We start from the raw sequence: 14,750 nt of genomic DNA on the forward strand, positions 1-14,750 counted from the left end.
CTTCGAGGAGGTATGCCGCGTGGCCGGGCCACGCGGCATACCGAATGTCAGCTGGCGTCCGCGGTCTCGAGCGGGACGATGTTGACGACCTTGCGGCGACGCTTGGTGCCGAACTCCACGTTGCCCGCGACGAGCGCGAACAGCGTGTCGTCGCCACCGCGGCCGACACCCTCACCGGGGTGGAAGTGCGTGCCGCGCTGGCGGACGATGATCTCGCCCGCGTTGACGAGCTGGCCGCCGAAGCGCTTCACGCCGAGTCGCTGTGCGTTGGAGTCGCGACCGTTGCGGGTCGAGGACGCACCCTTCTTGTGTGCCATGTCAGTGCCTGCCTTCTGCTAAGTCTCTGGGGTTCCGAAAAGGGTGCCGACTCAGGCGTCGATCGAGGTGATCTTGACCTGGGTCGAGTGCTGACGGTGGCCCTGACGCTTGCGGTAACCCGTCTTGTTCTTGAACTTCATGATCGTGATCTTCGGGCCCTTGGTGGGCTTGACGACCTCGGCCTTGACGGTGAACTTGGCGAGCTTGGCAGCATCGCTGGTCACGGTCGAGCCGTCGACGACGAGAAGGGGGGTCAGGTCGATGCTGTCGCCAGCCGCGCCCTTGACCTTGTCGATGATGAGGACGTCGCCGACGGAAACCTTCTCCTGGCGACCACCTGCGCGAACGATCGCGTACACGTGGAACTCTCTTTCAGTACTTCGGGAGGCACGCGCTCTCTGTCTGGACCGTCCGATAGCTACCCGGCTTGACGAGTCAAGACGCGGACATCAGAGCGGTGGGCGCACCAAGAGTTGAGAATACCCGGTGGTTGCCCTGCCGACCAAACCGGCTCGGCAGGGCTGACCAGCGGTGATCAGGAGCCGGACGGGGCGGAGTCGGTGGACTCCCCCACCTCGGCGGCACGCGGCGGGCCGGCCGGGGCGACGACCCGGCCACGGCGACGCCGCTTGGGGGCGGGCGCCTCGGCGACGGGGGCCCGCTCTTCGGCGACGGGGGTCGGCTCCTCGACCTGAGGTGCTGCGCCCGCCGGCTCGACGGAGGGCTCGGGCTCGGCGGGGTTCTCGGCGTCGGGCTCACTGGAGGGCTCGGGCGCGGGGGTCGGCTCGGACTCCACCACCGGCTCGGGCTCGACTGCGGGCTCGGTCGTGGGCTCGGTCATGGGCTCGGTCGTGGGCTCGGTCGAGGCCTCCACCGCGGCCTTGGGCTCGGGTTCGTCCTGGCTGTCGGCCTCGCGCACCTGAACGATGGGCTCGTCCTGGGCCGGGACGGCAAGCAGCGCGTCCTCGTCGTGGTGCTCGCCCGCCGACTTCAGCGCCGCCGCGTGGGCAGCAGCCGCGATCTGGGCCGGGGTCGGCCCCGAGTGCACCGGGGCGCCGGAGTCCTGACCGCCCGAGGACGGTCCACGACCACCCTGGGACGAGGAGCCCTGGGAACCCTGGGAGCCCTGGGCACCCTGGGCCTCTGAGCCGGCGCGGCCGCCGCGACGGCTGCGCGTGCTGCCGCCACCGGCACCGGCCGCGCCGCTGCGCTGGGAGCCGCCACCGGCGCCGGAGCCACCGTTGTCGCCGCCGGACGCCTTGTCGACGGGGTCGGCGTGGACGATGATCCCGCGACCACCGCAGTGCTCGCAGTTCTCCGAGAACACCTCGATGAGGCCGGAGCCGACCCGCTTGCGCGTCATCTGCACGAGGCCGAGCGAGGTGACCTCGGCGACCTGGTGCTTGGTGCGGTCGCGACCGAGGCACTCGAGCAGGCGCCGGACCACGAGGTCGCGGTTGCTCTCGAGGACCATGTCGATGAAGTCGATGACGATGATGCCGCCGATGTCGCGCAGCCGGAGCTGTCGCACGATCTCCTCGGCCGCCTCGATGTTGTTCTTGGTGACGGTCTCCTCCAGGTTGCCCCCGGAGCCGACGAACTTGCCGGTGTTGACGTCGACGACGGTCATGGCCTCCGTGCGGTCGATGACCAGCGAGCCACCGGACGGCAGCCAGACCTTGCGGTCCATGGCCTTGGCGATCTGCTCGTCCACCCGGTAGTGGGTGAACAGGTCCTCCTCGGAGGTCCACTTGTGCAGGCGCTCGGCCAGGTCGGGGGCGACGTCGCCGAGGTACTCGCTGACCTCGCCGTAGGCCTGGTCGCCCGCGACGACGAGCGAGGTGAAGTCCTCGTTGAAGACGTCGCGGATGACGCGGACGGTGAGGTCGGGCTCGCCGTGGACGAGGACCGGCGCGGCGCCCTTGCCCTTGCCGCCGGACTTGGAGTCGGCCTTGGCCTTGATCTTCTCCCACGTCTTGGTCAGGCGCTCGACGTCGGCCCGCAGCTCCTCCTCGCTCGCACCCTCGGCGGCGGTGCGCACGATGACGCCTGCGCGGTCCGGCACGACCTCCTTGAGGATGCCCTTGAGGCGGGCGCGCTCGGTGTCGGGGAGCTTGCGGGAGATGCCGGTCATGCTGCCCTCGGGCACATAGACCAGGTAGCGGCCGGGCAGCGAGATCTGGCTGGTGAGGCGGGCGCCCTTGTGGCCGATCGGGTCCTTGGTGACCTGCACGAGCACGGAGTCACCGGACTTGAGGGCGTTCTCGATGCGCTTGGGCGCGTTGGAGTCCAGCCCGGCGGCGTCCCAGTTGACCTCACCCGCGTAGAGCACGGCGTTGCGGCCCTTGCCGATGTCGACGAACGCGGCCTCCATGGAGGGCAGCACGTTCTGGACCCGGCCGAGGTAGATGTTGCCCGCCATCGACACATTGGTCTCGCGGGAGACGTAGTGCTCGACGAGCACGTCGTCCTCGAGGACACCGATCTGGGTGCGCCCCTCGCGCTCGCGGACCACCATGACCCGCTCGACGCTCTCGCGACGGGCGAGGAACTCGGCCTCGGTGATGATCGTGCGGCGGCGGCCGGCTTCTCGACCCTCGCGGCGGCGCTGCTTCTTGGCCTCGAGGCGGGTGGAACCCTTGACGCTCTGGGGCTCGTCGCTCTGGCGACGCGCCTCGCGGACCCTGGTCACGGTGCCGGGCGGGTCGTCACCCTCGGCGGAGGAACCGCTGCGGCGGCGACGACGGCGACGACGGCTCGAGGTGCTCTCGGAGTCGCCCTGCTCGTCGTCGGAGTCGGGACCGGTCGACGTCTGGTCGGTGGCCTCGTCGGAGTCCGCGGAGTCGGAGGCATCCGAGTCGGTCGAGTCGGTCGTGTCGGACGCGTCGGAGTCGGACTGGCCACGGCCCCGGCCACGGCCCTTGCCGCCACGGCGACGACGACGGCGGCCGCCCTCGGAGGACGTCTCGTCGTCACTGGCGTCGTTGTCGCCGGGCCCCGCGCCGTCCTGGTCCTCGGCGTCACCCTCGAGGGTGGCGCTGTCGGTGGCCTCGCCGGCGTCGGCCGAGGCGCCACCGCGCGATCCGCGGCCACGACCGCGGCCACGGCTGCGTCGCGAACCGGTCGGCTGCTCGGCGTCGCCGCCCTGCCCACCCTCGCGGGCGTCGGTCCGGTCGGTCTGGTCGGTGGTGGTGTCGGTGTCGCCCTGCCCGCTGCGCTCGTCGGCCTCGACCGGCGTGGAGGCCGACGGTGAGGACGAGGCGGGGGCACTGGACTGTGCCGGCCCGGCGGGCGCGGGGGCACCAGCGGCGGCGCTTGCCCGTCGGCGGCGCGGCGCGGCCTTGGCCGGGTCCGGAGCCTGGAACAGCAGCCCGAAGCTCGGCACGGTCGCGGCGGCGGAGGCCTCCTGCGCGGCAGCCTCGGCGGCAGCAGCAGCCTCGGCCTCCTCGTCGGTCTCGGCCACGCTGGCGTCCTCGGAGACGGCCGGGAGCACCCCGTCGCCGTCCGTGGAGGTGGTGGCGAGGGGGGCGGGGTCACCCGATGGGTCGGCAGTCAGCTCGAGGGCGTCCGCGTCGAGGACGGCCGCACCGGTCTCGGCGGGCGCAGCCGCGGCGGCCTTCTTCGAGGTGCGCTTGGTGGCGGCCTTCTTCGCCGTCTTCTTGGCGGTGGCCTTGCGGGCCGTCTTCTTCGCCGGTGCCGGCGCATCGTCCCCGGTGTCGCCGTCGGTCGCGGCGGGCAGGTCGGTCGCCTCGTGCATCGGGGCGGCCTCGGTCGTGACGACGTCGATGTCCGCAGGCGCGACCGGCTCGGCCACCGCGTCGACGGGTGCCTCTGCCAGGCCGTCCACGGGGGCCGGAGCCGGGGCGGAGGTCTTCTTGGTGGCGCGACGTGGCGCGCGCTTGCGCGCCGGAGCCTTGGCCGGGACGTCGGTGGGGGCATCGGTGGTGGCATCCGCGGGCTGCTGGGTGCCCGTCGTGCCGTCGTTGGTGGGGAACTGGTCTTCCGTGGAGGCCATCTCGGCGTCCTTCCGTCACCCACGAGGTGAGGGCCACACCCGAAGGTCCCGTCAGGGCCTTCCGATCAGCCACGTGGTGCGCGGTTCGTGCAGTCGTGTCGGCAACGGGTGCTGTCGACACGGAAGTCATTTGGCTTACGTCCGACGAGGCTCGCGCAGGTCGCGCGGCACCGGGTCAGGCGCCGTCGTCGTTCTCGTCGGCAGCCAGTGGATCAGCCACCCCAGCGGTTGCGGAGTGCAGCGGGCCTTGCGCCAGTCGGGTCACCAGGGGTGGTGTCGGTGGTGCCAGCTCCGTTACTGCTCGCAGCGCGGTCAGGACGTCGTCGGGGCGTACGGCCGGTGTGGTGTGCCGTACGACCACCCGCAGTATCGCACAGTCGGCCTCTTCTGACGCGCTGACGGCCAACGACACGACGGCCGACCTCACGTCGAAGGTCCTCGGGCCGGTCTTGAAGGTGCGGCTCACCTCGACGACGTCACGTGACAGCAGCTCGTCGGCCGCCGCATGGACCTCCTCGACCGGTACCCCGCGGAACTCGATGACCCAGTCGCTGGCCTGCAGCCGGTCGGCCAGCGACCCCGGTGCCGCCTCGACGACCTCGAGCACGTCGAGTCCGTCGGGCAGCGCCTCGTCGAGGGCGGCCCGCAGCGACTCGGTGTCGACCCGCTCGGTCACCGAGATCTCGAAGTACTCCGCCTCGCTGGCGGTGCCGGTGGGCGCCGCGTTCGCGTAGCTGACCTTGGGGTGCGGGTGGAACCCGGCGGAGAACGCCATGGGCACGCCCGCCCGCCGCAGCGCCCGCTCGAGGGCCCGCTGGAAGTCACGGGTGGAGGAGAAGCGCAGGCGACCGCGCTTGGCGTACCTGATCCGGAGCTTCATCACCGCCGGGGCGGGGGGCGGGCCTTCGGGTACGCGCTGTCGAGCCATGGTGGGCAAGCCTAGGGGCGAGGCCGCCCACCCACGGAATCCGGACTCCCGTGCGGCACTCCCCCTGCCACCCCTAGCGTTGCCCCATGGCAACCCTGGACCGCGCACGACTGGCCTCCCTCCTCGAGCAGGAGCAGGCCGCATACACGAGCAACCACCCCCGCAGCCGTGAGCTGTTCGGGCAGGCGGACAACCTCTTCGGCCGGGTGCCGATGACGTGGATGAACATGTGGACCGGCGGGTTCCCCCTCTACCTCGACCACGCGACGGGCAACCGGGTCACCGACGTCGACGGGCACACCTACGTCGACTTCGCCCTCGGTGACACCGGCGCGATGGCCGGTCACTCGCCCAAGCCGACCGTGGCCGCGGTGCAGCGACGTGCCGGCGAGCTCGGCGGCATCACGACGATGCTCCCCACGGGCGACGCCCAGTGGGTGGGAGCCGAGCTCGAGCGACGGTTCGGTATGCCGCTGTGGAGCTTCACCCTGTCGGCCACCGACGCCAACCGGTGGGCCATCCGCCTCGCCCGGCTGGCGACGGGCAAGCCCAAGGTGCTCGTCTTCGCGTACTGCTACCACGGGTCGGTGGACGAGGCGTTCGCGCTGCCCGGCCCCGAGGGCAAGGCGCAGAGCCGCCCGGGCAACGTCGCTCCCCCGGTCGACCTCGACCTCACGACGCGCGTCGCGACCTGGAACGACATCGAGTCGGTCGAGGCGGCTCTCGCCCACGGCGACGTGGCCGTCGTCCTCACCGAGCCCGCCCTGACCAACATCGGCATCGTGCTGCCCGAGGACGGGTTCCTCGAGCGCGTGCGCGAGCTCGCCACCGAGCACGGTGCGCTGCTGCTCATCGACGAGACCCACACGTTCTCGGCCGGCTGGGGCGGGGCCACCCGCGCGTGGGGCCTGGAGCCCGACATCTTCGTGATCGGCAAGTCGATCGGCGGCGGGATCCCCTGCGGCGCCTACGGCATCACCCGCGAGGTCGCGGCGGCGGTCACTCGGCACACCGATGCCGGTGAGGCGGACATCGTCGACGTGGGCGGGGTCGGCGGCACCCTCGCCGGCAATGCGCTGTCGACGGCAGCCATGCGCGCGACACTGGGCGAGGTGCTCACCGAGGACGCGTTCGCCCACATGGTCGAACTCGCCACGGCGTTCACGGCCGGCGTGCAGGCCACCTTCGACGAGCTCGACGTCCCGTGGTCGGTCTCCCAGCTCGGAGCCCGCGCGGAGTACCGCTTCGCCCGCCCCGCGCCGCGCACCGGCGAGGAGTCCGCGGCGGCGGCCGACGACGAGCTCGACGCCTACCTGCACCTCGCGCTGTGCAACCGCGGTGTGCTGATGACGCCGTTCCACAACATGGCCCTCATGTGCCCGGAGACGACGCGGGTCGACGTCGACCGGCACACCGAGGTCTTCCGCGAGGTCGTGGGCGCGCTCTTCGAGTGACCCGAAGCTCGTGAGCTGACGCCGGGTTCGCACCAGCAAACCCGGCCCCGAAACGCGGCCCCCCGAAAGAGGCCCCAGAACGAGGTATGCCGCCCGCTCACCCCTGGCCCGAGGGCCTGGGTGAGCGGGCGGCTGTCCTCGAAGCTCTCCGCACGAGCGTTCCGAGGCACTCACCGACAGGGCGGTGAAGGGGCCGTCCTGTCGACGCGTGTGCGGCCAGGAGGAGATCGACCGCGTGCACCACGCCTACCACTGGGGGCCGGGGGTGACCGGCCCTTGCTGGCAGTCCCATTCGACACTGCACGAGGGCCCCGCGCCGATGACAAATGTCATCGATCTGCGAGCCAGATCCGACAGGTCCCGGATCGCGCGGTCTTCTCGCCGTGGACGCCCGGGACCTGACTGCTCCTCAGTGCGTGTGGGACTCGAGCATCGCTTCGCGGCCGGAGCCGAGCACCGTGAGCGGGAGCAGGGTCTTGCCGGTGGGACCGACCTCGATGTCGGTGCCCATCTGGGGACACACGCCGCAGTCGAAGCACGGGGTCCAGCGGCAGTCGTCGACCTCGGTCTCGTCGAGGGCGTCCTGCCAGTCGGCCCACAGCCACTCCTTGTCGAGGCCGGAGTCGATGTGGTCCCAGGGCAGCACCTCGGACTCGGCGCGGTCACGGGTGGTGTACCAGGCGACGTCGACGGGCAGCTCGGCGAGCGCCGTCTCTGCCGCGGTCATCCAGCGCTCGTAGGAGAAGTGCTCGCTCCAGCCGTCGAACCGGCCGCCGTCGCGCCACACCTGCTCGATCACCTTGCCGACGCGGCGGTCACCACGGGACAGCAGTCCTTCGACGATGCCGGGCTTGCCGTCGTGGTAACGGAATCCGATCGACGAGCCGTAGCGGCGGTCGGACCGGATGGCCTCGCGCAGCTTGGCCAGGCGGGCATCCGTCTCCTCCGCGCCGAGCTGGCCGCACCACTGGAACGGCGTGTGCGGCTTCGGCACGAAACCACCGATCGACACGGTGCAGCGGATGTCGCGGCGACCGCTGACCTGCCGACCGGTCTCGATGACCTTCTTCGCGAGCTCGGCGATCTGGAGCACGTCCTCGTCGGTCTCGGTCGGCAGGCCGCACATAAAGTAGAGCTTCACCTGGCGCCAGCCCGCTCCGTACGCCGCGGCGACGGTGCTGATGAGGTCCTCCTCGGACACCATCTTGTTGATCACCTTGCGGATCCGCTCGCTCCCGCCCTCCGGCGCGAAGGTCAGGCCGGAGCGACGACCGTTGCGGGTCAGCTCGTTCGCGAGGTCGATGTTGAACGCGTCGACGCGGGTCGAGGGCAGCGACAGACCCGTCTGGGTGCCGTCGTAGCGGTCGGCCAGACCCTTGGTGATGTCGGCGATCTCGGAGTGGTCGGCGGAGGAGAGCGACAGCAGCCCCACCTCCTCGAAACCCGTTGCTGCCAGGCCTCGCTCGACCATCTCGCCGATGCCGGTGATGCTTCGCTCCCGCACGGGGCGCGTGATCATGCCGGCCTGGCAGAAGCGGCAGCCGCGGGTGCAGCCACGGAAGATCTCGACGGACATCCGCTCGTGGACCGACTCAGCGAGCGGCACCAGCGGCTGCTTGGGGTACGGCCACGCGTCGAGGTCCATGACGGTGTGCTTCGAGACGCGCCACGGGACACCCGTCGCGTCGGCCCTCGGGGCGACACGCTGAATGCGGCCGTCGGGGAGGTAGGACACGTCGTACAGCGACGGGACGTAGACCCCGCCGGTGCGCGCGAGCCGCAGCAGCAGCTCTCGGCGACCACCCGGCATACCCTGCGCCTTCCAGGCGCCGATGAGGTCGGTGACCGCGAGCACGGCCTCCTCTCCGTCACCGACGATGGCGGCGTCGACGAAGTCGGCGATCGGCTCGGGGTTGAAGGCGGCGTGCCCACCCGCGATGACCAGCGGGTCCTCGTCACCGCGGTCGACCGCGTGCAGCGGGATGCCGGCGAGGTCGAGCGCGGTGAGCATGTTGGTGTAGCCCAGCTCGGTCGAGAACGACATGCCGAGCACGTCGAAGTCGCGGATGCTGCGGTGCGCGTCCACGGTGAACTGCGGCACGCCCTCGGCCCGCATCAGGGCCTCGAGGTCCGGCCACACGGCATACGTGCGCTCGGCGAGGGCGTCCTCGCGCTCGTTGAGCACCTCGTAGAGGATCATGACGCCCTGGTTGGGCACGCCCACCTCGTACGCGTCCGGGTACATCAGGGCCCAGCGCGTGGTCAGCGCCTCGCCCCCGGGGCCGAAGCCGCCGCAGTCCCAGTCCTTGACGGTGGAGTTGAGCTCGCCCCCGACGTACTGGATGGGCTTGCTGACCTGCTCGAGCAGCGGCTCGAGGCGGGCGAAGACAGAGGTGCCTGGGGTGTCGGTCATGGTGGGACAAGGGTAACCGGGCGGGCCGCCGCTGCCGAAAACGACGAGACTGGCTGGTATGCAGCGTGCGCAGCCCCCAGCGGGACGAACCGGTCCGGTCCTGGGTCCCCTGCCCGGCCTCCCCCGTGCTTGGGGCGTCACGGAGCAGGAGTGGGCGACGGCACTCCCGTGCGACGAGGGCACCGGTCCCGGCTGGGTCCGCCTGATGCGTGGGGTCTCGTGCTCCGCCCCGCCCGAGGCGCTGTGGCCGTGGTTGTGCATGATGCGCCGGGCGCCCTACTCCTACGACTGGGTCGACAACCTCGGCCGTCGCAGCCCCCGCACGCTCGACCCGGCGGTGGCCGACCTCGCACCGGGGCAGGTGGTCGCGACCGTGTTCGTGCTCGAGTCGTTCGTCCAGGGCGAGAGCTTCACCATGACGCTGCGCCCGGGGCGCGCGACCGCCGCGTTCGGGCAGATCCGCTCGACGTACGCCGTGTGGCCGGCTCCGTCGGCGACAGGTGGCGGCAGCCGGATCGTCGGGGTCATGCACTGCGCCCCGAGACCCTCGCTCCCCCGTCGAGCGGCGGGTGTCCTGCTGGACTGGGGCGACCTGGTCATGATGCGCAAGCAGCTGCGGACCTTCGCCGAGCTGGCCGAGCGCGACTCCCAGCAAGTTCCCAGACCGTCGTCGTAGCCTCCCGACCCATGCGTGCGTCGACGGTCAGGATCATCGCCGGGTTCGGCCTGCTGCTCGCCGTGGCGATGTCGGCGCACTGGATCGGGCCGGGACCCGACCCCGCCCCCACGTCGCACCACGCGACCCAGCAGGCCCCCGGCCGCTGAGTCAGCCCCCCGCGCGGCTGTACTCGGCGATCACGACGCCGGACTCGAACGAGCGGAGCCGGGTCCGCCGGAAGTCGCGGGCGGCATACGTCGTCGACCCGAGGACGGGGATGCCCGCTCCCAGGACGACGGGGTTGATCTTGAGCACGAGGTGGTCGATCTCGTCGATCACGGCCCCGGCGAGGGTCCCACCACCGGCCACCCAGATCCCGGTGCCGTCCTCCTGCTTGAGCTCGCGGAGGCGACCGAGCGGGTCGGCGGTGAGCTCGACGTCGTCGGGCACGGTGCGGTCCCTGCTCGAGGCGACGACCTGCCGCAGGTGGGGGTACGGGCTGTCGATGCCCACGTCGAGGGCAGGCGTGTAGGTGCTCCAGCCCATGAGGACAGTGTCGAACATCGAGCAGTCGGCGGTGAGCCCCAGGGCGGACTGGACGTGACCGGGCAGCGTGTCGGTGTACTCGCCGACGATCGTCGCCATGTGGTCGCCCTCGACCGGGAAGGCGCTCCAGTCGCCGTCCGGGGCGGCGATCCGGCCGTCGAGGCTCGTGGCGACGTAGTAGGTCGCGTCGCGCATGGTTCTCCGTCCGTCGTGGTGGTCGAGCCGACGAACCTACTGCAGGGGAAGGACGACGCCGCCGACACCCTGGAGGTGTCGGCGGCGTCGTGTGCGCGTCAGGCCGGCGTCGGCGTCGTGTCGGCGTCGGCGTGTGCTCAGCCGGTGTAGTGGCTGTCGAGCATGCCCTGGTACTTCTCGCTGACGGCCTTGCGGCGCAGCTTGAGGCTGGGCGTGAGGTCGCCGTCCTCGATCGTGAGGTCGTGGTCGAGGATCGTGAACTTCTTGATCTGCTCCCAGCGGTTGAGGTTCACGTTGAGGGTGTCGATGTAGACCTGCACCATGTCGTGCGCCTCCTTCGAGGTCACGATCTCGCGGTACGACCCGGAGACGCCGTGGTTGGCCGCCCAGTCCTGGATGGAGTCCGGGTCGAGCGTGACCAGCGCGGTGACGAAGTTGTGGTCGGCGCCGTAGACCATGAACTGGCTGACGTAGGGGCAGATGCCCTTGAAGGTGGACTCGATCATCGACGGGGCGACGTACTTGCCGCTCGAGGTCTTGAAGAAGTCCTTCTTGCGGTCGGTGATCCGCAGGTAGCCGCGGTCGTCGAGCTCCCCGATGTCGCCGGTGTGCAACCAGCCCTCGGCGTCCTTGGTCTCGGCCGTCTCGTCGGGCTTGTTGTGGTAGCCCTGCATCACGCCGGGGCCGCGCAGCAGCACCTCTCCGTCCTCGGCGATCTTGGCCTCGGTGCCGGGCAGCGCCCAACCGACGGTGCCGATCTCGTTGGAGGACGGGCGGTTCACGAACGACGCGGCACTGGTCTCGGTGAGCCCGTAGCCCTCGAGGATGGTCAGGCCGATCGAGTCGAACCAGGTCGCGATGTCGCGGTTGAGTGCGGCGGAGCCGGAGATGAAGAACCGGATGCGTCCGCCGAAGCGGCCACGGACCTTGTGCAGCACCAGCTTGTCGGCGAGCGCCAGCTTCTTGGCGAGCATGCCGCTCGGCTCCTCGCCACGGGCCCGCATGCCGGCGACCTCGCTGCCGACCGAGACCGACCAGTGGAAGAGCTTCTCCTTGAGCCCACCTTCCTTGGCCATCATCGTGGTGATCCGGCCGTAGGCCTTCTCGAAGATGCGCGGCGCAGCCCCCATGAACGTCGGCTGCACGACGGCGAGGTTGTCGACGATCTTGTCGACCCGTCCGTCGATGGCGGTCGGGAAGCCGACCTGGAGCGGGAGGGTGAGCAGCACCTTGCCGAAGACGTGCGCGAGCGGCAGCCAGAGGTACTGGAGGTCGTCGCGGTTGAGGATGCCGATGGCGTCGACGGCCGCGGCCTCGTACGTCCAGGCGTCGTGGGTGAGGCGCACGCCCTTGGGGCGGCCGGTGGTGCCCGAGGTGTAGATGATCGTCGCGAGCTGGTCGGGCTGGAGCGCGTCGATGCGGTCGTCGACGGCCGACGGGTTCGTGGCGAGCAGCTCGACGCCCATCGCCTCGAGCTCGTCGAGCCCGATGACCCAGTCTCCGTCAGGGGTGCCGGTGAAGGTCACCACCCGGGCGACGTCGGGCATGTCCACGCGGCGGTCACGCAGCTTGGCCACCTGCTCGTCGTCCTCGGCGAACACGACGAGGCTGCCGGAGTTGGCCGCGATGTAGGAGACGTCGGGGGCGATCGTCGTCGGGTAGATCGTCGTCGTCGCACCACCCGCGCACATGACGGCGAGGTCGGTCAGGGCCCACTCGTACCGCGTCGAGGAGGCGATGGCGACACGGTCCTCGGGGCCGACCCCGAGGGCGATGAGGCCGGCGGCCAGACGGTAGGCGCGTTCGCGCACCTCGGTCCAGGTCACCGACTTCCACGTCTGCGTGCGTCCGCCCTCGGCGAAGCGGAAGGCCTCGGCGTCGGGGGTCTTGGCGACCCGGTCACGGAAGAGGTGGGCGACGCTCTGGGCGCGCCCCTCGATGGCGGTGGTGTTCACGCGCTCGTCCAGTGCGGTGGCGCGGCGCTGTGTGGTGGTCGACATGACCTTCCTCGGCTCGACGATGAGTGGATGCCGTGGATCGTGCCATGCCACCGGACGGCGTGGGGCCGATCAGCGTGATTGACACCGAATGGCGACCCGCGCCGGGTGCGTCACGCCCGGTATGTCGACAAGTGCACGTTGTTGACGAGGCCGATCGCGAGCCAGCAGGCGAACATCGAGGACCCACCGTAGGAGAGGAAGGGCAGCGGCAGACCGGTCACCGGGGTGAGGCCGAGGTTCATCCCGACGTTCTCGAACACCTGGAACAGCAGCCAGGTCGCCACCCCGATCGCCATCAACCGCCCGAAGGCGTCCTGGGCCCGTGCCGCGACGAGGACGGCCCGGAGCACGACGAACCCCAGCAGCACGAGCAGGCCCGCTGCTCCGACGAACCCGAGCTCCTCCCCCGCCACCGAGAAGACGAAGTCGGTCTGCTGGAACGGGATGAACCCACCCTGGGTCTGCCGTCCCTCGAACAGGCCCTGCCCCTGCCATCCCCCGGAGCCGATGGCGATCCGCACCTGCCGCGTCTGGTACCCGATCCCCTGGGGGTCTGCATCGGGGTCGACGAACGCCGTGAGGCGGTCCCGCTGGTAGCCGCTGAGCACCGGGGTCGTCAGGGCCACGACGACCGCGGCGGCCACCAGCCCGGCCGCCAGGGCCAGCCAGCGCTTGGGGGTGCCTGCGACAGCCACGACCCCGAGGGCCAGCGCCCCGAGGACGAGCGCCGAGCCGAGGTCCGGCTGGAGCAGCACCAGGCCCACGGGCACGGCGGCGACCACGACGGCCAGAGCCAGGTCGCGCGCGTTGGGCGCGGCCCCGCGGTCCAGCCGCTCGCCGAGGATGATCGCCAGCCCGAGGCACAGCGCCGCCTTGGCGAACTCCGAGGGCTGCACCGAGAAACCACCCGGCAGCAGGATCCACGAGTGCGACCCGTTGACGGTCGACCCGACGGGGGTCAGCACCAGCAGCAGCCCACCGACGGACAGGAGGTAGAGCAGCGGGGCGATCGCCCGCAGCAGCTGGTGGCCCATCCGGGTCACCAGTGCGGCGATGACCACGCCGACCGCCGTGGTGAACAGGTGCCGGACGAGGTATGCCGACCCGGCCACCTGCCGGGTCGCGGACCAGACGAGCAGCGCACCGACGAGGGAGAGACCGAGGGCGGCGATGACCAGGCCCCAGTCGCTGCGGGCCCACAGGGCGGCTCCCCCGCTCGCCCTGGACCAGCCCCCTCCTCGGCGGGCTCCGGTCAGGACGGGACGATCGAGGCCAGGACCCGTCGGCACTTCTCGATGTCCCCGGCCATGGCCTCCAGCAGCTCCTCGATCGACTCGAAGCGCAGCGTCGGGCGGATGTGCTCCACGAACTCCACGGTGACCTGCTCGTCGTACAGGTCGAGGTCGGTGCGGTCGAGGACGTAGGCCTCGACCGTGCGGACGGTGCCGTCGAAGGTCGGGTTGGTCCCGACCGAGATGGCGCACGGGAGGGTGCGCTCGGGGTCCTGGCCGTCCAGCCCGGTGCGGGTCAGCCAACCGGCGTACACCCCGTCGGCGGGGACCAGCCCGAGGGCGTCGTCGGAGAGGTTGGCCGTCGGGTAGCCGAGCTCACGACCGCGGTGCGCGCCGTGGACGACCGTGCCGGTCATGCGGTGCGGGCGTCCCAGGATCGCGGCCGCGGCGGCCACCTCGCCCGCGCCCAGGTGTCGACGCACGGCGGAGGACGACCAGCGCTCCCCGTCACCGAGGTCGTCGAGGACCACGACGTCGAAGCCGTGGACGGCACCGAGCTCTCGCAGCGTGTCGACGTCGCCGGTGTAGCCGCGGCCGAAGCCCCGGGCGTCGGCGCCGACGACGAGGGCGGCGACCCCGAGCGTCTCGACGAAGGTGCGGACGATGAACTCCTCGGCGGTCTGCTCGGCGAACTCGCGGGTGAAGTCGAGCACCAGCAGCCCGTCGATCCCGGTCTGCGCCAGGAGCTCGTCGCGCAGCCGTCCCGGGGCGATCAGCTCGAGGCCGCCCTCGGGGTGGAAGATCTCCGCCGGGTGCGGGTCGAAGGTGACGGCCACGCTCGGCAGGCCGCGCTGCACCCCCTCCTCGACCAGCCGGCCCAGCACGGCACGGTGCCCGAGGTGGACGCCGTCGAAGTTGCCGAAGGTGGCCACGCTGCGTCGCAGCGGGTCAGGGGTCTGGGCGGGGTCGGTCCAGCGGTGCACGGAGGACA

Annotated in this window: 12 protein-coding genes; 3 read left to right on the plus strand and 9 right to left on the minus strand. The window is 71.2% G+C overall.

All coding sequences use genetic code 11. The features are described from left to right. Nucleotides 1-47: 47 nt before the first annotated feature. The 4 genes from rpmA to ABD286_RS04280 all read right to left on the minus strand — a co-directional run bounded on the left by rpmA (nt 48) and on the right by ABD286_RS04280 (nt 5,261). Nucleotides 48-317 (minus strand): 50S ribosomal protein L27, encoded by a 270-nt coding sequence (rpmA, locus tag ABD286_RS04265; protein WP_344190607.1) that lies wholly within the window; start codon nt 315-317, stop codon nt 48-50. Nucleotides 318-368: 51 nt separating this feature from the next. Beyond that, a complete protein-coding gene (gene rplU, locus ABD286_RS04270; RefSeq protein ID WP_344190609.1) occupies nt 369-677 on the minus strand; it encodes a 50S ribosomal protein L21 in 309 nt (102 codons plus the stop codon). 176 nt (nt 678-853) lie between these two features. Beyond that, on the minus strand, nt 854-4,333 hold the full coding sequence (locus ABD286_RS04275; RefSeq protein ID WP_344190611.1) for an Rne/Rng family ribonuclease: 3,480 nt from the start codon (nt 4,331-4,333) through the stop codon (nt 854-856). 175 nt (nt 4,334-4,508) lie between these two features. Continuing rightward, nucleotides 4,509-5,261 (minus strand): TIGR03936 family radical SAM-associated protein, encoded by a 753-nt coding sequence (locus tag ABD286_RS04280; protein WP_344190613.1) that lies wholly within the window; start codon nt 5,259-5,261, stop codon nt 4,509-4,511. Between the two features lie 86 nt (nt 5,262-5,347). Here ABD286_RS04280 and ABD286_RS04285 point away from each other — a divergent pair, with 86 nt between their 5' ends. Beyond that, a complete protein-coding gene (locus ABD286_RS04285) occupies nt 5,348-6,715 on the plus strand; it encodes a transaminase (RefSeq protein ID WP_344190615.1) in 1,368 nt (455 codons plus the stop codon). Nucleotides 6,716-7,124: 409 nt separating this feature from the next. Here the strand turns inward: ABD286_RS04285 and ABD286_RS04290 are convergent, their stop codons facing one another. Beyond that, entirely contained in the window at nt 7,125-9,128 is a 2,004-nt protein-coding gene (locus tag ABD286_RS04290; RefSeq protein ID WP_344190617.1) for a TIGR03960 family B12-binding radical SAM protein, read from the minus strand. 58 nt (nt 9,129-9,186) lie between these two features. Between ABD286_RS04290 and ABD286_RS04295 the strand changes: the two genes are divergently transcribed. Continuing rightward, on the plus strand, nt 9,187-9,804 hold the full coding sequence (locus tag ABD286_RS04295; protein ID WP_344190619.1) for an SRPBCC family protein: 618 nt from the start codon (nt 9,187-9,189) through the stop codon (nt 9,802-9,804). Between the two features lie 11 nt (nt 9,805-9,815). Beyond that, nucleotides 9,816-9,953, plus strand: a complete 138-nt coding sequence (locus ABD286_RS04300; RefSeq protein WP_344190621.1) for a hypothetical protein — start codon at nt 9,816-9,818, stop codon at nt 9,951-9,953. Between the two features lies 1 nt (nt 9,954). On the opposite strand, the gene ABD286_RS04305 is transcribed toward ABD286_RS04300, so the two are convergent. The 4 genes from ABD286_RS04305 to ABD286_RS04320 form a co-directional block, all read right to left on the minus strand. Then, the gene (locus tag ABD286_RS04305; RefSeq protein WP_344190622.1) at nt 9,955-10,527 is read right to left on the minus strand and encodes a dihydrofolate reductase family protein; all 573 of its coding nucleotides are present in this window, start codon (nt 10,525-10,527) and stop codon (nt 9,955-9,957) included. A 137-nt stretch (nt 10,528-10,664) separates the two neighbouring features. Continuing rightward, complete coding sequence (locus ABD286_RS04310; RefSeq protein ID WP_344190624.1) at nt 10,665-12,527, minus strand: AMP-dependent synthetase/ligase; 1,863 nt, start codon at nt 12,525-12,527, stop codon at nt 10,665-10,667. 110 nt (nt 12,528-12,637) lie between these two features. Then, nucleotides 12,638-13,816 carry a rod shape-determining protein RodA gene (gene rodA / locus ABD286_RS04315; protein ID WP_344190626.1) on the minus strand — a complete coding sequence of 393 codons (1,179 nt, stop codon included), beginning with the start codon at nt 13,814-13,816 and terminating at the stop codon, nt 12,638-12,640. Beyond that, nucleotides 13,780-14,742, minus strand: coding sequence for a bifunctional riboflavin kinase/FAD synthetase (locus tag ABD286_RS04320; RefSeq protein ID WP_344190628.1), 963 nt, complete (start codon nt 14,740-14,742; stop codon nt 13,780-13,782). The genes rodA and ABD286_RS04320 overlap by 37 nt, the downstream gene beginning before the upstream one ends. Nucleotides 14,743-14,750: the final 8 nt, after the last annotated feature.

It is taken from the genome of Pedococcus aerophilus (genome assembly GCF_039532215.1).
Taxonomy (GTDB): domain Bacteria; phylum Actinomycetota; class Actinomycetes; order Actinomycetales; family Dermatophilaceae; genus Pedococcus; species Pedococcus aerophilus.